18 protein-coding genes and 1 pseudogene are annotated in these 25,422 nt (G+C 58.4%); 6 read left to right on the top strand and 13 right to left on the bottom strand.

Translation table 11 applies throughout. The features are described from left to right. Position 1: 1 nt before the first annotated feature. Together ACR2TX_RS08535 and ACR2TX_RS08530 are read right to left on the bottom strand one after the other, a co-directional pair. Positions 2 to 1,420, bottom strand: a complete 1,419-nt coding sequence (locus ACR2TX_RS08535) for an acetyl-CoA carboxylase biotin carboxylase subunit (protein WP_434131818.1) — start codon at positions 1,418 to 1,420, stop codon at positions 2 to 4. 268 nt (positions 1,421 to 1,688) lie between these two features. Continuing rightward, the gene (locus ACR2TX_RS08530; protein ID WP_434131816.1) at positions 1,689 to 2,426 is read right to left on the bottom strand and encodes a hypothetical protein; all 738 of its coding nucleotides are present in this window, start codon (positions 2,424 to 2,426) and stop codon (positions 1,689 to 1,691) included. 804 nt (positions 2,427 to 3,230) lie between these two features. On the opposite strand from ACR2TX_RS08530, the pseudogene ACR2TX_RS08525 reads away from it, so the two are divergent. Further along, a pseudogene (locus ACR2TX_RS08525) lies at positions 3,231 to 4,063 on the top strand (IS5 family transposase). Positions 4,064 to 4,083: 20 nt separating this feature from the next. Then, a complete protein-coding gene (locus ACR2TX_RS08520; protein WP_434131814.1) occupies positions 4,084 to 6,273 on the top strand; it encodes a TonB-dependent receptor plug domain-containing protein in 2,190 nt (729 codons plus the stop codon). A 218-nt stretch (positions 6,274 to 6,491) separates the two neighbouring features. Here the strand turns inward: ACR2TX_RS08520 and ACR2TX_RS08515 are convergent, their stop codons facing one another. The 4 genes from ACR2TX_RS08515 to ACR2TX_RS08500 form a co-directional block, all read right to left on the bottom strand. Then, positions 6,492 to 7,955, bottom strand: coding sequence for an autotransporter outer membrane beta-barrel domain-containing protein (locus tag ACR2TX_RS08515; RefSeq protein ID WP_434131812.1), 1,464 nt, complete (start codon positions 7,953 to 7,955; stop codon positions 6,492 to 6,494). Positions 7,956 to 8,455: 500 nt separating this feature from the next. Beyond that, a complete protein-coding gene (locus tag ACR2TX_RS08510) occupies positions 8,456 to 9,175 on the bottom strand; it encodes a response regulator transcription factor (RefSeq protein ID WP_077728629.1) in 720 nt (239 codons plus the stop codon). Positions 9,176 to 9,414: 239 nt separating this feature from the next. Then, positions 9,415 to 11,058 (bottom strand): sensor histidine kinase, encoded by a 1,644-nt coding sequence (locus ACR2TX_RS08505; protein WP_077728628.1) that lies wholly within the window; start codon positions 11,056 to 11,058, stop codon positions 9,415 to 9,417. A gap of 350 nt (positions 11,059 to 11,408) precedes the next feature. Beyond that, the gene (locus tag ACR2TX_RS08500; RefSeq protein ID WP_434131810.1) at positions 11,409 to 11,675 is read right to left on the bottom strand and encodes a hypothetical protein; all 267 of its coding nucleotides are present in this window, start codon (positions 11,673 to 11,675) and stop codon (positions 11,409 to 11,411) included. A gap of 134 nt (positions 11,676 to 11,809) precedes the next feature. Between ACR2TX_RS08500 and ACR2TX_RS08495 the strand changes: the two genes are divergently transcribed. The 4 genes from ACR2TX_RS08495 to ACR2TX_RS08480 all read left to right on the top strand — a co-directional run bounded on the left by ACR2TX_RS08495 (position 11,810) and on the right by ACR2TX_RS08480 (position 15,635). Then, positions 11,810 to 12,106, top strand: a complete 297-nt coding sequence (locus ACR2TX_RS08495) for a type II toxin-antitoxin system RelE/ParE family toxin (RefSeq protein WP_434131808.1) — start codon at positions 11,810 to 11,812, stop codon at positions 12,104 to 12,106. A 12-nt stretch (positions 12,107 to 12,118) separates the two neighbouring features. Continuing rightward, the gene (locus tag ACR2TX_RS08490; RefSeq protein WP_434131806.1) at positions 12,119 to 13,246 is read left to right on the top strand and encodes a HigA family addiction module antitoxin; all 1,128 of its coding nucleotides are present in this window, start codon (positions 12,119 to 12,121) and stop codon (positions 13,244 to 13,246) included. A gap of 23 nt (positions 13,247 to 13,269) precedes the next feature. Beyond that, positions 13,270 to 13,764: a hypothetical protein gene (locus tag ACR2TX_RS08485; RefSeq protein ID WP_434131804.1), complete on the top strand. Its 495-nt coding sequence runs from the start codon at positions 13,270 to 13,272 to the stop codon at positions 13,762 to 13,764. 1,355 nt (positions 13,765 to 15,119) lie between these two features. Further along, the gene (locus ACR2TX_RS08480) at positions 15,120 to 15,635 is read left to right on the top strand and encodes a hypothetical protein (protein ID WP_434131802.1); all 516 of its coding nucleotides are present in this window, start codon (positions 15,120 to 15,122) and stop codon (positions 15,633 to 15,635) included. A gap of 391 nt (positions 15,636 to 16,026) precedes the next feature. Here ACR2TX_RS08480 and ACR2TX_RS08475 read toward each other — a convergent pair whose 3' ends face one another. The 7 genes from ACR2TX_RS08475 to ACR2TX_RS08445 form a co-directional block, all read right to left on the bottom strand. Continuing rightward, the gene (locus ACR2TX_RS08475) at positions 16,027 to 17,346 is read right to left on the bottom strand and encodes an RICIN domain-containing protein (protein ID WP_077728623.1); all 1,320 of its coding nucleotides are present in this window, start codon (positions 17,344 to 17,346) and stop codon (positions 16,027 to 16,029) included. A gap of 573 nt (positions 17,347 to 17,919) precedes the next feature. Further along, a complete protein-coding gene (locus ACR2TX_RS08470) occupies positions 17,920 to 18,096 on the bottom strand; it encodes a Mor transcription activator family protein (protein WP_434131800.1) in 177 nt (58 codons plus the stop codon). Between the two features lie 529 nt (positions 18,097 to 18,625). Further along, positions 18,626 to 19,495 carry an SDR family NAD(P)-dependent oxidoreductase gene (locus ACR2TX_RS08465; RefSeq protein ID WP_434131798.1) on the bottom strand — a complete coding sequence of 290 codons (870 nt, stop codon included), beginning with the start codon at positions 19,493 to 19,495 and terminating at the stop codon, positions 18,626 to 18,628. Positions 19,496 to 19,637: 142 nt separating this feature from the next. After that, positions 19,638 to 20,792 (bottom strand): sensor histidine kinase, encoded by a 1,155-nt coding sequence (locus ACR2TX_RS08460; protein WP_086134872.1) that lies wholly within the window; start codon positions 20,790 to 20,792, stop codon positions 19,638 to 19,640. Continuing rightward, positions 20,782 to 21,390: a chemotaxis protein CheB gene (locus ACR2TX_RS08455; RefSeq protein ID WP_086134940.1), complete on the bottom strand. Its 609-nt coding sequence runs from the start codon at positions 21,388 to 21,390 to the stop codon at positions 20,782 to 20,784. Before ACR2TX_RS08455 ends, ACR2TX_RS08460 begins: the two co-directional genes overlap by 11 nt. Positions 21,391 to 21,413: 23 nt before the next feature. Next, entirely contained in the window at positions 21,414 to 22,256 is an 843-nt protein-coding gene (locus ACR2TX_RS08450) for a CheR family methyltransferase (protein ID WP_077728618.1), read from the bottom strand. Then, the gene (locus tag ACR2TX_RS08445) at positions 22,241 to 25,351 is read right to left on the bottom strand and encodes a response regulator (RefSeq protein ID WP_434131796.1); all 3,111 of its coding nucleotides are present in this window, start codon (positions 25,349 to 25,351) and stop codon (positions 22,241 to 22,243) included. The genes ACR2TX_RS08450 and ACR2TX_RS08445 overlap by 16 nt, the downstream gene beginning before the upstream one ends. Positions 25,352 to 25,422: the final 71 nt, after the last annotated feature.

The raw sequence follows: 25,422 nt of genomic DNA, 5'->3' as shown, positions 1-25,422 counted from the left end.
TTCAAAGCCCCACGTGGGCGGCGATGGCGGCCGCGACGGCCAAAGCCGCGTCGTCGTGGCTGCGTTTCAGTGAATAATTCAGGAGTTCGGGATGATCCTGCAGAAATCCGGTGTCGAAGCGCCCGGCGATGAAATCGGGATGATCGAGGATTTCCCGGTAGAACGGCATCGTAGTCCTCACCCCGCTGATGGCCATATCGCCGAGCACCCGACGGCCGCGGGCCAGCACTTCAGTCCAGGTGCGGCCGCGCACGATGACCTTGGCGCACAGCGAATCGTAATAGGGTGGGATTTCGTAACCGGTATAAATGGCGGTGTCGATGCGGACGCCGGGACCGCCGGGCGCGTAATAACGCGTGATGCGGCCGTAGCTCGGCAGAAAATCGTTTTTCGGGTCTTCGGCGTTGACTCGGAATTGCATGGCATAGCCGGCGACCTTCACGTCTTCCTGGCGGAAAGGCAAAGGTTCGCCGCTGGCGATGCGGATTTGCTTCTGCACGATATCGAAACCGGTGATTTCCTCGGTAATGGTGTGCTCCACCTGCACTCGCGTGTTCATCTCCATGAAATAAAATTCGCCCTGCTCTGTGAGCAAAAATTCCACCGTCCCGGCGTTCCGGTAATTCGCGGCGCGGGCGGCGCGCACCCCGAGCTGGCCCACGTACTCCCGCTGTTCCGGCGTGAGCTGGGGCGAGGGCGCGATTTCGATGAGCTTCTGATTGCGGCGCTGAATCGAGCAGTCGCGCTCGTACAGATGGACCACGTTGCCGTGGTGATCGCCCAGCACCTGCACCTCGATATGGCGGGGCCGCTCGATGCACTTTTCCAGAAACACTTCGGCGTTGCCGAACGCCTTGGTGGCCTCGGAAATGACCCTTTCGTAATTCTGGCGGAGCTCTTGGGGCGTATCGCAGCGCCGGATGCCGCGCCCGCCGCCGCCCGAAGTCGCCTTGAGCATGACCGGATAACCGATGCGTTCGGCTTCCTTCAGCGCCCGATCGAGACTGTCGACGTTGCCCTCGCTGCCCGGCGTTACCGGCACGCCGGCGCGGATCATGGTCTCGCGGGCCACGGTTTTGTCGCCCATGCGCCGGATGGTGTCGGCGTCCGGACCGATGAAAACAATGCCGCGCGCCGCGCAGGCGGCGGCCAGTTCCGGGTTTTCCGACAGAAAGCCGTAGCCCGGATGCACGGCGTCGCAGCCGGTTTCCACGGCCAGGTTGACGATGCGGTGGGGATTCAGATAGCCGGCCAGTTCTTCCGAACCGATGCAGTAGGCTTCGTCCGCTTTTTTCACGTGGAGCGCGAAACGGTCGGCCTCGGAAAAAATGGCCACCGAGCGAATATCCATTTCGGCGCAGGCGCGAATGATGCGCACCGCGATTTCGCCGCGGTTGGCGATGAGAATTTTCCGAATCATGTGGTTTCTCGTAGATCGGAACCGATTTATCCGAATGGAGAAATCCTATTCTACAGAAACCGAATGCCAAGACCAGCTGGGCAATGCCTTGTTTTTATTATGGAAATCATAAGAATTTCGAATGCACGAGCGGGGAAGAAGATTTCCGAGACTCGTTCGAGCGGATACGGAAAACCATCGCCCCGCACCGCAAGCCGACCACCGCCGTCGATTCAGCCAACATTCCTTAAAGTGCCATCCGGCCGTATCGGGAGAGAATCGGCCGGCATCATTTGCATGGTCGGTTGCCGCCGCCCGGATCGCCCATGAGCAGGTACAGCACCCGGTCGTCGCCGCGGCGGCCGGCGCTGTAGTCCGCCAGAGCGGTCTCCAATTCCCCGTTGGGTCCCGCCGAAACGAGCCGTGCATTGCCCGGCAGCCACATATCATCGCTATCGCCGCAGACGCCGTTGCGGTTCAGATCGTCGCAGGGGATCTGGAGCAGGATCGGATTTCTGCAATAGCGCTCGGCGTCCGAATTCGTGCATTCGGGCGCATGGCGTCCGAATCCGTCGAGAACGCCCGTGTCGCCGTTGGCCAAACCGTTGATGAAACGGCCGCTGTCGCAGCTCGCGTCGGAGAAGCTGCAATGGGCCTTGCGGACGTCGATCCGTACGCCATCCGTCAGGTACGGGCCGCGCCAGCCGCGCCCGCTCGCAGGATCGAAGGTCCGAAGATGCGGCGGCAATGACGCCGGGTCGAACAGGTCGCGGATCGAGCGCGGGATCTCGCCGACGTCGGCACGGTATCCCCCAAGGCCGGCCCGTCCGCCCAGAATCGCCGTGCGGATGGCGCCCAGGCTGGCGTCGGTGACAGCGCATTCGGCCGCGAAATCGTCGCCGCGCACGAGCGACATCACCACGCCTATCGATACCGAGACGATGACCAGTACGGCCGCGCGCTCGGCCAGAGTCATCCGGCGGCGCGCCTTGAAAAAGCGGTGTAGCGGTTGGTTCGACGCGATCATGTGCGGTTTACTTGGTTGGTCGGATCAGCACCGGCGAGACTTTGATAACAGAAAGCGTGCCATTGGTTTAAACGATTGATTTGCCGCACTCGGTTTGATGAGCACGGCGAGTTCGGTTCGTGCGCCCTGGACAAAACGCCCGGTGGCACACGGGAAATAGCACAGAGCACCGGGGCGAATGGCGCACATCTCGCGCGCAGGGTACGAAAGTAGATCGGAAATCGCTTTCAAACGCAAACGGCTGCCGCCGTCGCAACGCTTCCGGGTACTACGGTTTCGTCGGCAAATGATACCAATCTGCGACAGCTGACTCGCGTCTATATTTTTTCGGCGCAGGAACCCGCCATGAAGGCTGCTTTCCAACCCATGCAGAACACCCCTGCTGCGACAAACGCTTCAGCGCTTCGTCAACGCTCTGGCGAATCGCCGACCGACCGCGGTATTTGCCACATCCGCCCCCGTGCCGGCCGCAAGATTTGGTTCTGGGCTGCATCGCCTTAGCGGTAACTCGTGGCGGAAATTCAAGCATCTACCAAATCTTGCCTTCCTTAAGTCGCCAAAAGTGAGCGATATCCCTCACAAAAGCGAGGCATTTACCACACATTACAGCGCCAAAATTGGGGAAATAATCCTTAAACATTTGATAATACGATAATGTTTTAATGTGGTGCGGTCTTTGCCATAACGCTCCGCGTCGGCGCCCGCCGTCCGATTCTCTTGTGTGTACTTAGAGCCTATCCCAGTAGGAACAAAAGCGTGATGAGCGACCTCTAATGCCGAAATTTCGAGTCAAGAGGGGCTCTTATGGGACTGGTGACGAAAGATGATGGCTGGCGCATTCCGGATGAGCTGTGGGAACGGATGGAACCGCTCTTGCCGCCGCGTAAACCGCATCCGCTCGGGTGCCATAACCCGCGGGTGCCGGACCGACAGGCGATGAATGCGATCTTGTTTGTGCTCCGGACCGGGTGTCAGTGGAATGCGCTGAACGCCACCGGGATTTGCTCCAGCAGTTCGGCCCATCGCCGCTTTGTCGAGTGGACCGAAGCCGGGGTGTTCCAGGCGTTCTGGCGCGAAGGACTGCTGACTTATGATGCGTTGAAGGGCTTGGACTGGTCGTGGTTGGCCATGGATGGGGCCATGACGAAAGCGCCGTTGGCGGGTTCAAAAAAACGGGACCGAATCCGACCGACCGGGGCAAACAAGGTGCGAAGCGAAGCCTGTTAACCGATGGCGCGGGCCTGCCGCTGAGTGTGGTGATTGCCGGCGCCAATCGGCACGACCTGAAGCTGGCGCGGTCCACCTTGGCGGCCATCGGCGTCCCGCGCCCTGTACCCACGCCGGAGCAGCCGCAAGGCTTGTGCCTGGACAAAGGCTATGACTATGACGAGGTGAGGGACTTGGCCAAGGCCTTTCAGTTTACCGCTCACATTCGAGCGCGCGGTGAGGAGGCCGAAGCGATCAAGAAGGAAGCCGGTTTCAAGGCGCGGCGCTGGGTGGTCGAACGGACCCACAGCTGGCTCAACCGATTCCGCCGGATTTTGATCCGCTGGGAAAAACGAACCGACACCTATCTTGCCATGCTGCACTTGGCCTGCGGCATCATTACTTGGCGGGCAACGGGTCTACTGGGATAGGCTCTTAGATGAGGTTATGCGTGAAAAAGACTGTGTTTAACGAACGATTGACGAAGGCGCTGACCGGCGCCCTGTCATTTTCCTGCGCGATCTCGGCATTCGCCGCCGACAAGACGGAAAGCCAAAGCGGCGATGCCGTGCGACTCGAAAAAATTCTCGTGACCGAATCGTGGACACCGAATTTCAAGTCGCTGAACACCAGCGAACTGACCGGCAAGACCATAGCCAGGAAGCAGTCTTACACCAGCGATACCTCTGCGCTTTTCGACGACGTGCCGGGATTCAGCCGCTATGGTTCGGGCGGATTATCCAGTCTCCCGGTGATTCACGGCCTCAACGACGACCGGGTCAAGGTACGGATCAACGGCATGTCAATCACCTCCGCCTGTGCCAACCACATGAATCCGCCCCTGTCCTATATCGATTTGCGCAACGTGGAACAGGCGACGGTCGTGGCGGGCATCACGCCGGTCAGTCTCGGCGGCGACAGCCTCGGCGGAACCATCATCCTCGATTCCATCACTCCCCGTTTCGCCACGGCCGAGGAAGGGGCGATATTCGGGGGCAGTATTTCCTCGTTCTATCGCACCAACGGCGAAGCCTTCGGCGGCAGCGTGACGCTCAACGCGGCGGGCGAGCACATGGCCTTGTCCTATACCGGTTCCCACACCGAGAGCGACAACTACAAGGCGGGCGGCGGCTTCGAGGTCAAATCCAGCCAGTACGAGGCCCAGAACCACTCGATGACCCTGGCGCTCGGCAACGACGATCATCTGCTCGTCGTCAACGCCGGGCAGCAGAACATTCCGCGCCAGGGCTTTCCCAATGCCCGCATGGACATGGTCGACAACGACAGCACCTTCGGCAATGTCCGGTACAAGGGGAAATTCGGCTGGGGCGATCTGGAAACCCGGTTTTACTACGAGCACACCGAGCACGAGATGAACTTCCTGGAGGACAAACGACCCGGCGACATGCCCATGAAGACGAAAGGCAACAATCTCGGTTACCAGATCAAGGCGGAAATACCGCTATCGGATCGAGATACCCTGCGCATCGGCAACGAATATCATAGCAACGAACTGGACGACTGGTGGCCGCCGGTCGCCGGCAGCATGATGATGGAACCCGACATCTTCTGGAACGTCCGCAACGGCGAACGCGACCGCATCGGCACATTTGCCGAATGGGACGCCCGCTGGAGCGAGGAATGGAGTTCGCTGCTCGGACTGCGCCACGATCACGTGAGCATGAATGCCGACACCGTGCAGCCTTACTCCTCGACGTCGATGATGCAGCGCGCCGACCAGCGGGCGGCCGGCACCTTCAACGCCAGAAGCCGCGACCGTACCGACGACAACTTCGACGTGACCGCCCTGGTGCGCTACACGCCGAACGACACCAGCCATTTCGAAGCGGGCTACGCGCGCAAGAATCGCTCCCCTAACCTTTATGAACGTTATGCCTGGGGTTTGGGCAGCATGGCCATGTACATGAACGGCTGGTTCGGCGACGGCAACGGCTATGTCGGCGACCCGGATCTGGAGCCGGAAGTAGCGCATACCATAAGCGCCACGTTCGGTTGGCATGACGCGCAGCAACAGGAATGGGACGTCAGGATCACGCCTTATTACACCTATGTCGAAGATTACATCGACGCGGACCGCTGTCCGGTGACCGCCGGCACGCCGTGCACGGCGGCCAATCTGGCGGCGACCGACGGCTTCGTGTTCCTCAAGTTCGCCAACCATGACGCTCAACTCTACGGCGTCGATTTCTCCGGCAAGGCGCTCCTGGGCGACACCCGATTCGGGCGCTTTACCGGCCGGGGCGTGCTGGGTTATGTCCGCGGCGAAAATCTGGATACCGGCGACAACCTCTATCACATGATGCCGGTCAACGGCAAACTGACCGTCGACCACCAATGGGGCGGCTGGAACAACGCCGTCGAACTCCAATTGGTGGCGTCCAAAACCGATGTGGCGGACGTCAGGAACGAACTCAAGACGGGCGGCTACGCTTTGGTCAACCTGCGCACCGGCTACGAATGGAAGCATGTCCGCATCGACGCCGGCCTCGACAACCTGCTCGACAAGAACTACGACTTGCCTCTGGGCGGCGCCTATCTCGGTGCGCGCCCGTTTGTCTATGGCACCGCCCTGCCCGGCATGGGGCGCTCGGCTTACGTGGGGGTGACCCTGACGTTCTGACGAGCGCGTCCCGGAGCGGCTTCCAAGGCCGGCGGAATTTCGTGCGATGCCTTGAGCGTTTTTCACCACAGTATGGCGGGGTGAAACGGGAACTCGGCACGCACACCCCCGGAATGCAGGCCAAAATAAGCTGGTAGGTCGGCCATCCTTTGCCGACAATGATGTCGGGAAGGGATTCCCGACCTACTGGGCGGCGCTACGCCAGACCGAACAATGTCCTAAAACGAAATTCTGACGCCGGCCTCGACGATATGACTGGACACGGCCTGCTGGCCTAACCGGGTTTCATAGCGCAGAAAAGCGGCGTTGCCGCCGGGCAAGGTGGCGGCCAATGATCCGCCCAGATTGAAATAATCGCGGTCCGGAGCCGAGTTGGAGATGGAGAAGCTGCCGGTGCCGGCGGCCGCGTCCGCGAAACGGACGCGGAGGTCGCGCGAACCATTCTGGTACTGGTGTTCCCACTCGAAGCGAATCGACGGCGTCAGCACCGCCCAAGGCAGGCTGAACGACCGGCCTATCTGCGCGCCCAGATCCGTGGTCAGGGAATGATCGTCCTGGCTGCCGAAGGCCAGGCCCAGGCCGCCGCCGCCTTTTTCCTGGTAGGCGTCGATCTGGAGCTTGGCATACTCCATGCGGAGGTACGGGTTCAGGTTCCATTCGCTGATCGCGAAATCCTTGCCGAAACTGACGGCGAAGCCGTACTGATTGCCTTCCGGATTGCTGCGCGCCCGCGACGAAAATCCGGTATAGCGGATATTGCGCTTCATGTCGTAATCGTGGCGGGTGAAATTTCCTATCCAATCCACGTAGAAATCCGCCGGCAGGTAATAACTGCCGTAGAAGGAGCCGTGGTAGGAATCGGTGTCCATCGCGCCGGAATCCTGGCTGAAGACGGCGGAGGTGCCGTCGTAGCCGAACGCGAGGCCCAGGATCAGCTGATCGGTCAGCCGGTAATCGGCACCCAGGGTAAGGCCGCCGGTCGTGAACCGGTAGCCCCGCTCCTCGCCGGTAGAGTCCCTGTCGCCGCCGTTGAACCGGCCCTGCACGAAAAACCCGAAGGGACTGTCCCGCAACGGATCGTCCGGTCCGTCGCCCGCCGCACCGCCCGATTCCTTCCCGAGCGCACGCGCGAGCTGGGCGTAAGAAATGTTTCGGCCGTCGATATTCATGGCCAGGTCGAGACCGCCGCCGCCGTGCCGCAGCATGGTCAAGCGCTGCTTCAGGTTGGCCATGCGCCCGGTGCCTATGCGCAGCGGCATGCTGGTTTGGGAAGCCACCTGCTCGGGGGTGATCAGGCTCAAGGCGGCGATCTTCTCGGCGTCGGTCAATCCGGAGCCCAACAGATCCGAACAGCGCTGGGCCAGTTCGCCGGTGGCTCCGTCACAGGCCCCTACCAGGGCATTGGCCACGGAGCGCTGGTTTTCGGTGAGTCCGGGAAGCTCGCTGAGCGGCGTTGGGGTCGGTGCCGGAGTGGGCGTGGTTGGCACAGGCGTGATGGTGATGGTGACGGAACTCGGGAACTGGGTAGGACTACAAGGCTCCTGGATCGAAGTATCGAAACATTCGAAATTCAGCCTAAACGACCTGTCTGAGGTTAGATTTGGATTGTTGACGATGGGAATCGTGATGGGTTGAGTTTGCGGCAATGCGCTTCCGCGGACAAAACTGTACGAGTTGTCCACTGAGCCGTAGTCCGCCGGAGCGGTCGCTGTACCGTTTTGCGTAAACCAGCGGACAATCAGATTACCGCCGAGTTCACTATCATTTGGCTCAAGCGCATAGCTGAGAGTAAAACTTACCGACCCAGCATCGGCCCGCACTGAAACAAGCCCTGAAGGATTAACCGAAACAATATCGGCCAGTGCCAGGTGTTGGTATCCGCCCAGGGCAATCGCGAGCGCCGCCATCGACCATCGTAAAGGGGTGATGAAAAAAAGAAGGAACCGTGTAAAACATGATTCTTCCCCACGGGAGCCCCCACCCCGATATTCGCCTGCGGACAGGCCATGGATAACCCTATTCATGAGATGCACCTGGTGATGAGTTCGAACAATCGATTTGCCCGAATTATTTATTGTTCGTAATCCGCCGCCCCCGGAAGCCCACTTCGGGCATGCAGATAATACCGCAACGGATCGGCGTGGGCGCACATGAGTGTGCTTCAGCGTCCCCTGCGCTTTACTCAGGCCTCTGCGCCACCCTGGGCGATCGCGTCCGATTCCTGCGAGGCGTCCAGCTTGTAGCCGTAACCCCGAACCGTCTTGAGAAGCTTATGGTCGTAATTCTCATCGATCTTGCGCCGCAACTGGCGGACGTACACGTCGACCACATTGGTCATGGGATCGGCGCTGTAACCCCAAACCTGCTCCAGAATCCGCGTTCGGCTCAAAACCTTGCCGGGAGCCTTCATGAAACTCTCGAGCAGCGCGAACTCCTTGGGCGTCAGATCGATCACCTGATTGCCGCGCCGAACCTCATGGGTCTCCTGGTTCAGCACCAGATCGGCGATGCGGAGTTCCCTGGCCTCGCTCTTGATCCCTACTCCGCGCCGCCGCATCAGCGCTTCGATGCGTGCGAGCAATTCTTCGAACGAGAAGGGCTTGGTCATATAGTCGTCCGCTCCGGAGCGGAGGCCGGTCACCTTGTCCTGCACCGTATCCATGGCCGTCAGCATGAGTATGGGCGTGTCGACGTGATCGGCGCGCAGGCGCTCGCACACTTCGAGACCGGTAAGATCGGGCAGCTTTCGATCCAGGATGATCAACCGATAGGCCGCCGTGTTTCCCAGCGCGATGCCGTCCCGTCCGGTACGGGCGACATCCACCGCATACCCCTCGGCCTTCAACCCTCGTCTGACGAATTCGACGATACGCTCGTCGTCTTCCACCAGCAGAATATCCAAGGTCTTGTTACCTCTCCCAAAAAAAGCGTTTTATTAGACATTTTGCGCATTCCGTTGGAGCAGGCTCTAGCCCGCGATTCCGAACGGCTGCCCATCGCGGGCTAGGTAGGATGGGCAAAGCGTAGCGTGCCCATCGAAACGTCTTCGTCGGCAAAGGATTGCCGACCTACTAGCCTCGGGCGCTACATCGCGACGAAATCAGCTCTAAAGCCCGTTCCCACAAAACGCCGGCCTTCGAGCTATGCGGCCGATTCTCGGACGTAGTCGAAATCGTCGGCGCTCGCATCGACAGCGCTGTCTTTCAAATCAACTTGCGGCAATGTTACTGCAAATGTCGTTCCCGCTTCTTCGCTGCTGTCCGCCGAAATCTCCCCGCCGTGCGCGGCCACGATGGCTTTTGCGACCGGAAGCCCGAGGCCGGTGCCGTCGTCGCTGGAACGGCGGGCGTTCGTGCTGCGGTAGTAACGGTCGAAGATCATCTTGAGGTCCTGGGCGGGAATGCCTATGCCGTGATCGATGACGCGCAGAAGCGCTTCCGTTCCGTCGCCCTCCAGATCGATGATGATCCGGCCGCCGGCATGCGAATACCGGCAAGCATTGTCCCCGAGAACGAAAATGATCTGTCGAAGCCGCTGTTTGTCGCCGCGGACCCACACCGGCGTATCCGTTACGTTCAGCGTCACCTCGATCGATTTCTCCTGCGCCAGCACACGTATATCCTCGGCCGCATTGACGACCAGTTCGACGAGATCGAGGGTTTCCCACTCGAACTGTAGGTTCGCGGTTTCGGCCCTGGCGAGGAACAACAGATCGTTGACCAGCTTACCCAATTGCAGCGACAGTTCGAGAATGCGCTGCAAGGATTCCTTGTACTCCTCGGCATCCTTGTTCCTCCCCCGAAGCGTCACTTCGGCCTCGCCGCGGATCACCGTAATCGGGGTGCGCAGTTCGTGACTGATATCGGCGAAGAACTGCCTCCGCGCATGATCCATGCGTTGCAGCTCGCCGTTGAGGTGGTTCAGCTCGAGCGTCCGCTCCGCCACCTTTTGTTCCAGCACAGTGCGCGCCTCGCCGAGCTTCCGCTGCTGGACTTCCAGCTCTTGCGCCATTTGATTGAAGTGCTTGGCGAGATAACCGAATTCGTCCCGGCTATCGATGGGAATGCGATAAGGGAGATTGCCGGCCGCGATTTCGTCGGTGCCTCGCATCAGGGCCTCGATCGGCCTTCGGATGCTTCTGAAAAGCATGGCGCCCGCGGCGATGCTGAAAACCACCGAGACGATGGCCGTGCTGATGGAAATCCAGCTGGAAAGCCCGATCAGCCCCATCAATCGCTCTCTCGCCACCAGGGCCCGCTCACGCTCGCGATTGATCGCATCATCGATCAGCGGGTCGAATTTGCGGTCGATGTCTTCCTCCAGAACTTCCGACAGCAGCAATAACGCCGCTTCGCGCCGACCCTCCTGCCGCAGGCGGTCGACCTGGTCGAACCGATTCATGCCGGCTTCGAGCGAGGCGCTCAGACGGGCGATGCTGTCCAGTTCGCTCTGACGGGTCTGCCAGACCTCGATATCGCTGGCGGCGTCCAGGTCGGTTGCCGCGGCTTTCCGCAGGCGTTCTACCGCATCGTGCAGACGCTGGCGGGACATCTCGACATCAGCCGCCGTGCCTTGCTGATCGACCAGGAGCAGATCCATGCGTTGCTTAAAATAGCGATAAGCTTCCCGGTAGAGCTGCTGATAGCGGTCGAACGCCTCGTAAGCCGACTGGCTGCGGGACGAATACAGGGCGATTTTGTGAGACCCCCAGTACAGCGTAAAGCCGAGCACGAAGACAAAACACAGAGAGATGGCGACAACCATCGCCAATCTGATACGCAACATGAGCTATCCCACCGAAGGATGAGGCCGATCGAATCCGGATTTCGTTTCGCCCGTTTTCATCAGCCAATAAGCGACAACAGCCGTTTTATTTGTCGGGGGATAGTAATACGAAAAGCGCCGAATGCCGAATTCGGGCGCATTTGTCGGAAAAGAATTGCCGACCAGCGAATGGATTCCTTTCCACAATACAAGTGCAGAATTCCGCCTCGTGTTCGAGGCTTATTCCTGTGGCAATTCATTGAAATCGAGTTCCGGCAGAAAGCCCTTGTCGGCGAGCCGAGCATCGGACCGGGGAGCGGCAGCGTGGGCGACGGGCCCGACCACCTTGTCGATCAGCGACAGCAGCCGGCTTATAGAACGATCCGGAAGGGTTTCGTGTGCGCCGAGCCCGACATTTTCGTCAGCTCGTAGCCGTTCCGCAGGGTGGCCACAACGACGAGCCCTTCGATGTCTCCGCTTTCGACCAACTCTTGAAGCTCCTCCATGAGCTCTCGGCTTTCCTCGCAAACAACCCGCTCGGCGGATCGCCCCGTGTCGAATTCGGTGGACGTTCCGGGGAACCGGATAATCTTGCGGGAGGCGCATTGGCGGGAATGCGCGGACGTTTTCTTAGCCATGATCGCGGCCTCCCTGCGCCAGGCGCTCACTGACGGCGTAGACCTTCAAAGGCACGTCAATCCACGCAAAATGACCATATTTACACTATGTGTAATTGTGGTAACCTTATGTAAAACAAGTTTAGGAAGAGGGGATGGACGTTCGATTTTCGGACGAGCTGTATGATCGGCTCGAAACAGATGCTCGGTTCGTTGCTGGCTTTCCCGGCGCAATAGTCAGCATGTACCGAAAACGGTTACAGCAGATCCGTAGCGCCACAGATGAGCGAGATTTGTATGCATTGAAATCTCTTCGTCTTGAAAAATTAAAGGGCAATAGAAGCCATCAGCACTCAATGAGACTGAATGATCAGTGGCGGTTAATTATAGAGATCCAGGGGAAAAGCTCAGAAAAGATCATTCATATCATCGGGATTGAAGACTATCACTGAGGAGACGACATCATGAATACAAGAATTCCTGCGGAAGTGTTTCCACCTGGCGAGTTTCTGCGGGAAGAATTGGAGACGCGGAATTGGAGCCAAGTGGAGCTTGCTGAGATTCTTGGGCGACCTGCGCGCCTTATTAGCGAGATTATTTCCGGCAAACGAGCTATTACGCCGGAAACAGCCAAAGGGCTTGCGGCGGCTTTCGGGACCAGCGCGCAATATTGGATGAACCTTGAAACCAGTTACCAGTTATCAAAAGCCAAGATTCAGGAAGAAGAGGTATCTAAACGCGCCAAGTTATATGACAAATTCCCGGTCAAGGAAATGATTAAGCGTGGATGGATAACGGCATCGGAAAATCTCGAGGTATTGGAACAACAATTTTTGAGGTTTTTCGATTTATCCCATATCGATGAAGAACCTAGTTTTATACATGCCGCTAAAAAAACGTCTTACAAGTCCCTGCCTATCGAGCAGTTGGCATGGCTCAACCGTGTAAGGCAAATTTCTAAAACAATGATTGTCCCTCCCTATCAGGAGCACCGTCTCCAGGACGCCATTCCGGCATTGGGGCGCCTGCTCGGTGATCCAGAAGAAGTTAGGCATGTGCCCCGCATTCTTGCGGAATGCGGGGTTCGGTTCGTCGTTGTTGAAGCTTTTCCAAAGTCCAATATTGACGGCGTTTGTTTTTGGCTGGACTCGTCATCGCCCGTAATCGGCATGTCGATCCGATATGACCGGATCGATAATTTCTGGTTCGTTTTGCGCCACGAGATCGAGCATGTTTTACAAAAGCATGGACAACAAGAGGGATGCTTTGATGTCGGCTTAGAAGGCGAAAAGGCGTCAACCGCTGACTCGGTGCCACCAGAAGAGCGAATTGCGAACGCAGCCGCAGCTGAATTCTGCGTTTCGCAGTCGGAGCTGACCAATTTTATTATGCGGGTGCGGCCTTACTTCTCCGAGCAGCGAGTCGTGCTGTTCGCACAGAGGTTAAAGGTTCATCCGGGCCTTGTTGTTGGCCAGCTTCAACGGAAACTGGATAGATACGACTTCCTGAAGAAATATCAGGTAAAAATACGGAATTTCGTAACGCAGTCTGGTATGGCTGATGGGTGGGGACATACCGTTAATATTTTTTGACGTTGGATTAGGAGATTCGTGACATGGCTAGCCACAAAGAGCAGCTCCAAAGGTTTTTTAGCATGTATGAGAAGGAAACCGGTTATTCCTCTTCCGCAATTACTGCGCATGATGTGGCTGCTTGGGCCATAAAAAAGGGTCTGTGGCAGCCGAGAAAAATCGACTTGGTTAACCAACTAGCTGATGAATTGGCTAAAGCTTGGCGCGAGGAGTACCGGACGGATAAATATGGAAGACGGTATCGCGCTAAGCATGCCAGAAAGGAAAAAGCCGATGGAAAAAATCTCACGCTATGGGCTGATATTGACGACGATAACGCCCCACGCTCCCACTTTGAAGGTGCTTTTGCCCAGAGACGCCGACAAATTGTTGGCGATTGTTTACAGCTAAAGACGGACATGGATGTTTATAACGACAGGCATATGGACGGCGAACCCATCCAGATTATTTTGGACTTTACTCAGGACGTTGAAGAACTTCAGTTGCTCAACCGGATGCCGCCAGATGAGGCTGCATAACACGCATGCAAAATGGGTTGGGCTTACAGCAAAACCATTTCGCCTAACGGCTGGTTCGACTGAGCCGGCGGCATTCCACATTCCATATAAGGGCATAATATGAAACAAATCTATCGCGCCGTTACCCACCCCAACGGTTGGAGCGGCTTGGCTGATTATGAAATCAGGCAAGATGGCAAGATTTACCGAACAGTTTCACATCCTGAAGGGTGAAGCGGACTCCCGGATTATGAATTCCGTAGCGACAGCAAAATCTATCGTACTGTAACGCATCCCATGGGGTGGTCTAGCTTGCCAGACTATGAAATCAAAGCCGACGGCAGGATTTATCGAACAGTTACACATCCCGCAGGCTGGGGAGGCCTCGCTGATTATGAATTCCGGTAGCTTCGCGTTTAACAATTCAATCCAGCATCGTTTGGCGGAATACACGCGTACGCTATTCCGCTCTACGGCCCTGAAACCGCAGGCTATATCGATTTTTTGATTAGTTGTTAACCATCACGAAGAATGACACCCAGCGTCCCTATCCCAACCGACAACATCTACAAGTTCACTTGTCTTTTCGGTCTCGCGTTGATCGTTGTCTCGATCTTCTCGTTTGCCTCCATGTACACATCGTTCTTGGACCGGAAGGTTAAATACATGGAGATAATTATCCCGCTTGAGGCCAAAGAGCAACGAAGCAAGGCGGACGACGATCTCCTTGAACTGAACAGGAAACTCATCGACATAGCCCGCGTAGGGCGCATTAGCGTTAGCGTAATGCGCCGAATGGAACGACCCCGCTGTCTCATTTCAGCCGCAAATGGGACGATTTTCAGAGTGAGGGCATTGCATTCACATGCGTGACAAATAAGCGGTAGATGAGTTCGGTGAATGCCGGATTCAACTAAGCAGCGGGGGGCAGCGCTAAGCCCTGCCACTAAAGCGTCGGGATATCTCGCCGTCAATTTTGGGCCGGCGGAAATCGAGCACGTGCATATAGGACGTCAGGCTTCTGTGCTTTGCTGTCCGGTTCTTACTGTTCATGACTTGGACAGGAGGGTTAGGCCCGCCGGTTGTTCGGAACAAACTCCCTCCGGAAGCCTATCCCCCTGCTCCAGACTGTTTTAATCATGCAGCTAGGGCAGGGAAAAAGACTATGCTTATCGGCTGCGCCGAGCTGATGATAGCTCTCACAATTCCAGTTTCCCCTAGTAATTTATCTTTTGGCTTCGAAGGACTTGCAGGGTGGAAGTTCGAGCGAGTAATGACAACGATTTAAGATTCTCAACGAAGCGATCCCGCCGGCCCAAAAGCGAACAAGGGGTTTAGGGTCGGCAAAATTGCAAACATCGGGATAAGGAAAAGCAGTGGATAAGATTCTGGAAAACTTAGGCAGTCTAGACTGGTGGTTTACAGGCGTATTTTTCATAGTTCTTGCGGGCATTTTGCCCCGTATCCCGAGAGTTCTGTCTGCAGTCCCTGGTAAGTTGAGGTCTTGGTTACGTTACCTTAAAAGAAATGATTTGCTGTGGGTCAGAAGCATCCGCCATGATGACGTTTTGATACTGCATCAGGTTGTTCGCACGTATGCTCTGATGATTGCTTTTGTAGTTGTGTGCCTGCTGTTTTTTTATGGCTTTCTGGCGAGCCCATTGGCTGCTATCGCGAAAACGTTGTTCGGGAAGATCTACATATGGCTCTTCTCAACACCGATTTACATACTAGAAGTTGCTTATATGCGCCAGCGAGATCGGATGAAGCTTATATTGAAATACCGGCGGCATCGCTTGCTACGGCCCAACAAACTATTCCGCCTAACGACTCCGCCTGCGCGCGCAGTGCGACAAACCACGAACCAAATTTCAGAAAGCCAAAGCCTGTAGTTTGGTCTGTGTGGGGAAGACCTTGGAAGCAGGTTATAGTTACTGCGTTTTCAGGAATGGAGAATTGGCAGGATCGGAGTTAGTCAGTCAAAGAGCTGGGTTTCGTTCCTCAACCCAGCCTACGGCACTCCCCGCCGAGGAGCGGGCAAGCTGCACGGCATGTCCGACCTGTTTGCTACCTGCTGAGCCTCAAGGCCTGCACCGCATCCATAGCTTTAGAAGACTGCAATCAACGCAATTTCAGGATCAGATTAGTTGCCACTATCCGGCGGATTGGGCTGGACCGATAGAGCCGGACGTTACCATGGGGGAGCGAGATTAAACTTACAGGGCAACACGGCTACCCGCTGTACGAGGGCTAATTGTCCCGTCATTAGCCCTCTGTTACGCCTTATTGAAGCAGGTTCTGAAGATCCCTGACAGCCTCACCATAGCGCGTATTGTGACCTTTAACTATCGCCTTCGCCAGCAGGTCTAAGTCAACGTCTGCCATTCTACGTGGCGAGGAAGCGCCCGGCGCATGCTCATAGTTAAAGACAATCACGTCTATAAACACCGGTCGCCGGAGCTGCTTGCCTCCAAGCATCTTAATCAGCGCTCCGGTAATTGCGGGATAAGGTGTAAAGCTGGGGTTGCTAAGCCAATCCCTTAGATCCGCTTCCGGGACGCTGAAATCGACCCCAGCCAAGCGCAATGCATGCATAGCGTCGATTTTTATGGGTACTGCCTGCAGCTGCTCTGCAGATAATGGTTGTTGGATAACGCCCAGCGGTTCGATAGTGAAGTTTATTGTGACCTTGCCTTCAGAATTATCCATTTGCATTGTTCCTGGCCCCGCCGCGCCAAAAGTCCTGGTCACGGTACCTACAACTTCCCAAACATCGGGATCAAAAATGCCGCGATCGAACTCGCGGACCTGGCAAGTGACAGTCACGGGCAGTCCGCTCTCGTGGATAAGTGTGCGGTTTACGTCGATAGTCCCACCTGTATCCTTCTCCACCATTCCCACTAACTCTGTATCCGCCTCATTGCCAATGCCACAGTGAAGCTTCCAATCACAGGCGCCGCCTTCGCGACAGTCATCGATCTTCATATTGTTGACGGTGACGTGGACCTTGCGCGTGACTATGCCTTCGGATGGGAAGGGCATACCTTCTTGCCGCAGACTCCACTGCTGCACATTTAGACCCTCACACTTCGAGAGCATCATCTCAAAGAAGAATTCGAAAGTAGGTAAACAAAATCCGCCGCCTCCCACTTCTGGAAATTCGCAGCCGGGGTCAACGACTGCAACGTCTAAACCCCAGCCCGTCGGCGGCTTGCCAACGCGCGTAGCGTGGGTCAGGCATTTATTGGGGTCCACTCCGACAGGCCGTAAGCGGCTATCAAACGGGAAAGCCCACTTCTGTGCTGCGTTGTCATTGCAGACGCTTACAGAGACGCCCATGCCGGTTCGAACAGGGCCATTCAAATCGAAACACAACTGCGGAGCCGAGCGGTGCATCACAAGACGCGACGTGCCGGGGTCGAACCGAAAATCCTGCGCAGCAGAGCTGTTGCAATCCATCAACGATAACAATCCTCCCTGAATCGATCCCTCAACGCACTTACCCGGAAAGGCCGGGGAGGTGATCGGCTCAGCCCAGGCAACCCGCGCGCCGACCGTCATTATCGCGCTGAGTAGCGACATCGCTATGGATCGACTCAACATCGGCAAATTGTGTCGCGATAGATTGATTTCGACTGCGAGACACCGAGTCGTGCTTGTCCTAGATACTTTGTGCACCATAACAACCTCCCCTGTCCACTGTTGAGTTCCCATGATGGGCGTGAGCGGTATTAGGTGTCAACGGCGCCGCACGCCCGCCTGCCAGGCACTTCTCCCCGCCTGGAAGGAAAAACGGGTCATTTAAAAAACGGGGCAGGCTTTGGCTTTTTGATATTTAGCGTGGCGGATACGGTCACTTACGGAAAGCGTAGCGCTCCCGATTGGGGGAATCGAAACTGGGCGATCCGCAGGGGCGAGTTAAAAGAAGGCTTTGAGGACCAGCGAGAGGACCCCGGCCAGCAGTACGCCCATCATCCACTTGAGCACGGCCAAATCAGTGCGAATGGGGGGCCAGGGCGGTTTCCAGATCGGTCTTGGTAACCGATTGGGTGTGGGTGTCGGCGGTTATAGTGGTCATTCAACTCAAGAGATGTCTGACCTGAGAAATATTCCTGCCGGACTTGCGGCGGCTGCGCGAGAGTAGCCTCGGAACCGAAATGGCGTCAATGCCGCGCTTTACTTTCCCACGATGGCATATACCGCCGACCGGCTCAGGCCGTACCGGGCCATCAGCTCTTTCACATTCCGCCCGTTCCATTCGGTCAGGATGCGGGCGTTTCCTTCCTCCCGCGTGAGCGGTGCCTCGGCCGGCTTGTGGGTCAGCCTCGATTCGACGGTCGCGGCGGATCTCAACGGCTTTGTGCACGTCGACGGAGAAGGCGACGGCGGCGATGATCTCGGTGCGGAGTTCCTTGGGCGAGAGCATGGGCTACTCCGGGATGTAGGGCCGTAGGCTGGGTTGCAGCGATAGCAAAAACCCAGCGAATCCACATGTCAAAGAGCTGGGTTTCGTTCCTCAACCCAGCCTACGGCACTGGCTGGAGAAGTGGACTTAGAGCCTATCCCAGTAGGTGCCCAAAACCCTTCGACAGGCCTGTCCTGAGCGGAGTCGAAGGGCTCAGGGCGAACGGCCTACTGGGATAGGCTCGTAGCCGGGGCCCGGCGCGCGGATGAGTTTTTGCACATCGCCTTTTTCGATTCTCCTTCGAACGGTTGATATAGCTCACCGACAGGCGCGGCAATGCGCCGATCATCTCTCTGATGGGTTATAGTCTACGGATCACGGTGGTCGACGGCCAGCCGGTGCCGGAATGCGACTGACCGGCGCTACCGAACTCCGCCCTCAAAGGGGTGAGGAGCTAAAACACGAGCGGGCATCGCGCTACTTCGGTTCCATCGGCACCATCCGCGAAACCGCCGCATCCCAGATCCGGTCCGGCATCAAGCCGTGCAGCAGGGACATCAGCTTGGAAGGCGCGCCGACGTGATAGCGGGTGTCCGGCTTCGGGCTTGTCGCCGCCTCGACGATGACCTCGGCAACCTCCCGGGCCGTCAGCACCCCCGTCCTGCCGAACCTGAGCATTTCCCGCGTGGTCTCGGCAAGGTTCTGTTTGAACACTCGGTAGGGACTGTCCGCTCCCGTGTCGGGAATGGTGCTGATCGCCGCTTCGGCGAACCGGGTCGCGACCGGTCCTGGCTGGACGTCCACCACATCGATGCCGAAGGTGCTCGCCTCCATGCGTAGGGTTTCGTTGATCGCCTCCACCGCGTGTTTTGTCGCATGGTAGAAACCGGCACCCGGCTGGGTGATTTCGCCGGCGACGGAGCTGACATTGATGATGCGGCCCCTGCCCGCGCGGCGCATTCCCGGCAGTACCAGCTGGCACATACGGACGAGGCCGAAAACATTGACCTCGAATTGCCGCCGCACGGCATCCATGGGCACCTCTTCGACAGGCCCGTACTGCCCGTATCCCGCATTGTTCACCAGTACATCGAGGCGTCCGTGAGCGCTCTCGACGGTTCTTACGGCATTTTGCATCGAAGCGTCGTCCGTCACGTCGAGCTGAACCGTGTCGCAGCCCTTCGCTTTCAACTCCTCGATATCGGCGACCCGGCGCGCGGTCGCGACGGTCATGAATCCGGCTGCCTTAAGAGCCAGGGCGGCCGCCCGCCCGATGCCCGAGGACGTGCCGGTTATCAAGGCGACGGATTGATTTTCCGAGGCGGGATTGATTGGTGTATCGGCCATGACGCGTTCCTCCTGGCTAACCCGAAACGATAAAAAGGTTTCGAGATTAGACAGAATTGATCTTCGGGCTTCCCCCGGATTTCGTCGAAACCTTCGCCGCGATGGCCTGGACGGTCGTCGTCGTGAACCGTTCCACAGAGTCTCAAGCCAGCACCGGCAGCCACACCGAGAACTCGCTCCCCTTCCCCGGTCCTTCGCTGTAGGCCTCGATTCGCCCCTGGTGCAACTCCACCAGGTTCTTGACGATGGCCAGACCTAGCCCCAGCCCGCCCTGAGCGCGATCGAGGGTTCTCTCGGACTGAGTGAAGATATCGAAAACATGGGATAACAGCGATTCCGCCATGCCTTCCCCGTTATCCTTTACTCGGATTAGAGCTTCTTCGCGCTCCCGAGTCACAGTCAGCCAAATGGTCCCTCCCGTGGGCGTGTATTTGGCGGCGTTGTTCAGCAGATTGGAGATCAGTTGCGCCAGACGCGCTCCGTCCCCCATGAGCCGAATGGGAACATTCGGGACCGAAACGATCAATTCGTGCTGACGCGACTGAATCAAGGGCCGGGTGCTTTCCAAGGCCTGATCGACTACCGCTGCGAGCTCGATCGGTTCCTTCCGGATGGTGATCTTGCCCTGCTCGATCCGAGAGATATCGAGGAGATCCTCTACCAGGCGAGCCAAATGCCCGGTCTGACGGTCGATAACCTGCTGAACCGTTTGAAGCTTCGGATCCGTTACGTTCATTTTTTTCATGATTTGCGCGGCATTCTTGATCGGCGCCAGCGGATTCCGAAGTTCATGGCCGAGCATGGCCAGGAATTCGTTCTTGCGCCTGTCGGCTGCCTTCAGCGCATTCTCGATCCGCTGCCGTTCGGCGAGCGCAACTTCCAGCTCGCGCACGCGTTTCGCCAGTTCCTGCTTCTGCCGGTAGAGCTGCATGAAGACGGCGACTTTGCTCGACAGGATGTGCGGATCCAGCGGCTTGAACAGGAAATCCACGGCCCCCGAGTCGTAACCCTTGAATACGCGGGCATGGTCGTGAATGCCGGCGGTGACGAAAATGATGGGGACCTCGCGGGTGCGCTCGGTTCCTCGCATCAATTCGGCCAGCTCGAACCCGTCCATTCCCGGCATCTGCACGTCGACGAGCGCCAGCGCCACCTCGTGCACGAGCAGAAGATCCAATGCCTCCTCGCCGGAACGCGCGCATAGCAGATCGGCCTCATGCCCGCTTAAAAGGCCCGCCAGCGCCACGAGATTCTCCTCGCGATCATCGACCAACAGGATTTTCGGTTTAGCGGTCATGATTCTCCTTACGCTCGGTTGCTTCACCGCACCCCGCCGACCGGAGCAGATATGCGCGAATGCCCGCGGCCGGCAGCACGCGGGCATGCTTGCACAGGGCAATGGCGGCGTTCGGCATGACCGGAATCGAGGCGTCTTCCGGAGCCTGGACGATGGCGAGCCCGCCTGCGTCCTCGATGGCCTTGAGACCGCTCGCACCGTCGGCATTGGCGCCGGAGAGCAGGACTCCGATCAGCCGCGCGCCGAAGACATCGGCCGCGGATTCGAACAGAACATCGATGGAGGGTAAACTGAAATTTACCGGCTCGTCTACCGAGAAGGCAAAAACCACCTCCCGATCGATCAGCAGGTGGTAGTCGGCCGGAGCAACATAGATCATCGAACCTGAGACCGGTTCCTTGTCCAGTGGTTCCCGTACCGGGCGGCCGGCCTTGGCCGCGACAACTTCGGGCAGCACGCTGGGCTTGTGCCGCGGCAAATGCAGAACGATAACGATGGGTACGGTGAAGTCGTCGGGCAAATCGGCGAGCAGAGTCGAGAGCGCTTCCAGCGCCCCGGCGGAACCGCCCACCACGATCGCCTCCGCTGTGGCCGGCATCGTCCATGATTCCATATTGTGTTTCATTCCTTCTGATAGATTCTTTCGGCGCCCGCGAACTCGCTGAATTCCGCAGCGTGATCCGAGAACCGCAGCGTCTCCTTGGCCCCCAGGGCCAAAAATCCCTTCCGGGACAACGAATCCCGAAACAGCCCTATCGCCCGGTCCTGCAACGCGCGGTCGAAGTAGATGAGGACGTTGCGGCAGGTGACGAGCTGAACCTCGGCGAAAACATTATCGGTCGCGAGGCTGTGGTCGGAAAACAAGATGTTCTTGCGCAGAGCTTTGTCGAACACGGCCGAACCGTAGGCCGCGGTGTAATAATCGGAGAGCGACGTACGTCCGCCCGCAGCCTGGTAGGCTTCGCTGAACCCCGCAATCCGATCCAGATCGTAGATGCCCGCCTTGGCCTTCCGCAGCGCTTCCGGATTGATGTCCGTCGCATAAATCAGGCTTCGGTCGAGCAGTTCCTCCTCTTTCAGCAAGATGGCGAGGGAATAAACCTCTTCGCCGGTGCTGCAACCCGCGACCCAAATCTTCAGGGACGGATAAGTTTGCAGAAAAGGGACCACTTTTTCGCGCAGCGCCAGATAAAACGCGGGATCGCGAAACATCTCGCTCACTATGATGGTGAGAAACGACAAAAGCTCCGGAAAGACGCCGGGCTCATGCAGGATTCGCTCCTGGAGCCCCGACAGCGATCGACAGCCGAACCGCTGCATCGCCTGGGAAAGCCGGCGCTTCAGCGATGCCGGCGAATAATGGCGAAAGTCATAGTGAAACCTGAGGTAAATCGCCTCGAGGATTAACTTGAGCTCCGTGTCGAAAGTGTCGTCGTGCAAAGCATCCTCTACTTGGGGATCCAGACCTTGATGAGCGAAATCAGCTTATCGATATCGATGGGCTTCGCGATGTAATCGTTGGCGCCCGCTTGAAGGCATATCGCTCGGTCGTCGGGCATCGCCTTTGCGGTGAGCGCGATGATCGGGAGATTCTTCCATTCCGGGCGCTTGCGGATCTCCCGCGTTGCGGTGAGGCCGTCCATCTCGGGCATCATGATGTCCATGAGAACCAGATCGACCGCGGCATCGGGCTCCTGCGCGGAACGCTCGAGGACCTCGAGCGCTTCCCTGCCGTTGCGGGCGATGCGCACCTTGGCGCCTTTCGGCTCGAGCACGCTGGAAATCGCGAAGATATTGCGCACGTCGTCCTCGACCACCAGGATGTTGCGGCCTTCGAGCGCTTCCTCGCGGTTGCGCAGCTCGCGCAGAATCTCCTGATGCTCTCGGGGAAGCTGGGCCTCCACCTGGTGGAGAAAGAGCGTCACCTCGTCCAGCAAGCGCTCGGGCGATCGCGCGCCCTTGACGATGATGGTGCTGGCATAGCGGCGCAGCCGGCTCTCCTCCTCCCGCGTCAGCGTCCGTCCGGTGTAAACGATGACGGGCGGGAACGAGAAGGCCTCGCCGGAAGCCATTTTGTCGAGCAGTTCGTAACCCGAGATGTCCGGCAGGCTGAGGTCGAGGACCACGCAGTCGAAGGTGGAGTCCTTCAGCTGGCTCAGCGCCTCGCTGCCGGTCCCGACCGAAACGACCTCGACCCCCTCGGTGCGGAGAAGCCGCTCTATGCTCTCGCGCTGGACCACGACGTCCTCGACCACCAAAACGCGGCGGACGTTCTGTTCCAGCTTCCGCTCCAGCTTGCGGAAAGCGCTCACGAGCTGCTCGCGCATGACCGGCTTGAGCGCGTACCCGACCGCGCCCATTTCGAGGGCTTGCTGGGTATAGTCGGAAATCGAGATGACGTGCACCGGGATATGGCGGGTCGCGGCATGGCCCTTGAGGCTCTCGAGCACGCTGAGCCCCGAATGGTCCGGAAGGTGGATATCGAGAATGATCGCGCTGGGCAGGAATTGCTCTGCCAGCGCGAGGCCCTCGCCGGCACTCGCCGCGATCAAGCACTGGAAACGCATTTCGTGCGCGAGATCGCGCAAGATGCCGGCAAACGCCCGGTCGTCCTCGATGATCAGAATGCTCCGATCGCCCGGCGCGAGACGCTCGCGGTCGTCCTGCGCCGGCTCTCCGGCCGGGTCAGCGGAGACTCTTTCCACGCTCGGTGCGGAACGCTCGGCCGCCGGACGGGCCTTAGCCAGGAAAATTACCTCCGCTTCGGGAGGCCGTTCCTCGCCGGCTTGCTGTGCGAATTCGGTAGGCAGCACGAGCGTAAAGGTGCTCCCTTTACCGGGAACGCTCTCCACCGAGATTTCGCCGCCCAATCGGTGTGCGAGTTCCCTTGAAATCGTCAAACCCAACCCGGTGCCCCCGTGCCGTCGCTGGGTACTCCCGTCGGCTTGGCGGAATGCCTCGAATATGGCGTCCTGGTGCTCGGGCGGAATGCCGATACCGGTGTCGCGGACGGCAAAGCTGATCCGGTCCGGTCCGACTTGCTCCACGCGCAGGCCGACCTCGCCCGCCTCGGTGAACTTGCAGGCGTTCGAGAGCAGGTTTCTCAGAATCTGCTGGAGACGGAGCGGATCGCTAGTGATCACCCTTGCCGTCCCGGGCTCTATGCGAGCTTCGAATGCGAGCTTCTTCTGCGAAGCTACCGGTTGAAAGCTTCGCTGGAGCGTCTCTACCAAGGTCTCGAGTTGAACCGGCTCAGGCCGTATCTCCATGCGGCCCGCCTCGATCCTGGAGAGATCGAGAATATCGTTGATCAGGTCGAGCAGGTCGTTGCCCGACGTGTAGATGATCGATGCGTACTTGACCTGCTCCGGGGTCAGATTGCCGTCCCTGTTGTCGGCGAGGAGCTTGGCCAGAATGAGCGCGCTGTTGAGCGGGGTGCGCAGCTCATGGCTCATGTTCGCCAGGAATTCCGACTTGTATTGGTTGGCTCGGGCGAGATCCTCCGAGCGCTTCATCAGCTCCCCCTGAGCTCGCGACAGCTCGTCGCGCTGTTCCTCGAGCCGGACGTTGATCTCGGTCAACTCCTCGTTCTGCGCTTCCAGGCGCGCCTCCGACTCGGACAGCGCCTTGCTCTGGCTCTCTAGCTCCTCGTTGGCCACCTTCAGCTCCTCCTTTTGCCTCTGCAGTTCGTCGGCCTGCCGCTGCGTTTTCCGGAGGAGGTCCTCGAGCCGGGTGCGGTACAGGGTTGAGCGAATCGCGCTGGCCACCGACTCGGCCATCGTGCCGAGGATATCCATGTCCGAGATGCCCACCGGCTGGATGAAACCGAGCTCGACCACCGCCTTGACCTTGCCGTCGATGATCGCCGGCATCACCACGAGGTGCCTGGGACCGGCTCCCCCGAGCGCCGACGAAACCCGGAGATACCCGTCGGGCAGTTTATCGAAGCGCAAGACCCGCTGGTCCTTGACCGCCTGGCCGGCCAGCCCTTCACCCGGCGCGATGCGTTCGGGACAGGCCGAATCCGCTCCGACGGCGTACGTCGCCATGCGACGAAACTCGCCGCCGTCCCGCTCGGCCGCGTAGAGAACGCCGACCGGCACATCGAGGTACTCGCAGAGAAAGCGCAGAATATTGTCGCAGAGGACCGGCAGTGTCTGCTCTCCCTGCATGCGGATGCCCAAGTCCCGCTGACCGGAACGAATCCAATCATCCTCCCTGAGCCTGAGTTTTATAAAGATACTCTGTCGGGCGATCACCGCCACCACCCAGATCGCCAGCGTGCCGAGGGTTCTGTTCAACCACGGAATGGTCGGCAAGGGATCTATGGAAGGCGGGGAGAGAAATCGGCCGGCGACGATCAAGACCGTTGCGACGACGGCTATGACGATCGGCATCCGCGGACGCCAAACATAGAGGCTGAAAGCGAGCGGGAGGAAGTAGACGGCCCATGCAGCGATGCCGAGCGGGGTCATGATATCGGTCACGAAGCCGAATGCGACGCCGAGCACGATGGCGGCATCGGCCACCGGGGTGCGCTGCTTCTCGAACCGTATCATCGCGCGGCTCTCGGCTTTCGAGAAACGACGCGCTGAATCTTGCCGATGGCGAACATGGAGCTTTCGAGCGA

The sequence above is a fragment of the Methylocaldum sp. GT1BB genome, assembly GCF_051027545.1.
Taxonomy (GTDB): domain Bacteria; phylum Pseudomonadota; class Gammaproteobacteria; order Methylococcales; family Methylococcaceae; genus Methylocaldum.
Note: the sequence above shows the minus strand (reverse complement) of the source record. Positions and strands in the feature narration are given on the sequence as shown.

Excerpts from the sequence above, each read along its gene's own strand:
- ACR2TX_RS08535 (WP_434131818.1), bottom strand. The coding sequence starts at position 1,420 with ATGATTCGGAAAATTCTCATCGCCAACCGCGGCGAAATCGCGGTGCGC.
- ACR2TX_RS08530 (WP_434131816.1), bottom strand. The coding sequence starts at position 2,426 with ATGATCGCGTCGAACCAACCGCTACACCGCTTTTTCAAGGCGCGCCGC.
- ACR2TX_RS08505 (WP_077728628.1), bottom strand. The coding sequence starts at position 11,058 with ATGTTGCGTATCAGATTGGCGATGGTTGTCGCCATCTCTCTGTGTTTT.
- ACR2TX_RS08500 (WP_434131810.1), bottom strand. The coding sequence starts at position 11,675 with ATGGCTAAGAAAACGTCCGCGCATTCCCGCCAATGCGCCTCCCGCAAG.
- ACR2TX_RS08495 (WP_434131808.1), top strand. The coding sequence starts at position 11,810 with ATGGACGTTCGATTTTCGGACGAGCTGTATGATCGGCTCGAAACAGAT.
- ACR2TX_RS08490 (WP_434131806.1), top strand. The coding sequence starts at position 12,119 with ATGAATACAAGAATTCCTGCGGAAGTGTTTCCACCTGGCGAGTTTCTG.
- ACR2TX_RS08485 (WP_434131804.1), top strand. The coding sequence starts at position 13,270 with ATGGCTAGCCACAAAGAGCAGCTCCAAAGGTTTTTTAGCATGTATGAG.
- ACR2TX_RS08475 (WP_077728623.1), bottom strand. The coding sequence starts at position 17,346 with ATGTTGAGTCGATCCATAGCGATGTCGCTACTCAGCGCGATAATGACG.
- ACR2TX_RS08465 (WP_434131798.1), bottom strand. The coding sequence starts at position 19,495 with ATGGCCGATACACCAATCAATCCCGCCTCGGAAAATCAATCCGTCGCC.
- ACR2TX_RS08460 (WP_086134872.1), bottom strand. The coding sequence starts at position 20,792 with ATGACCGCTAAACCGAAAATCCTGTTGGTCGATGATCGCGAGGAGAAT.
- ACR2TX_RS08455 (WP_086134940.1), bottom strand. The coding sequence starts at position 21,390 with ATGCCGGCCACAGCGGAGGCGATCGTGGTGGGCGGTTCCGCCGGGGCG.
- ACR2TX_RS08445 (WP_434131796.1), bottom strand. The coding sequence starts at position 25,351 with ATGATACGGTTCGAGAAGCAGCGCACCCCGGTGGCCGATGCCGCCATC.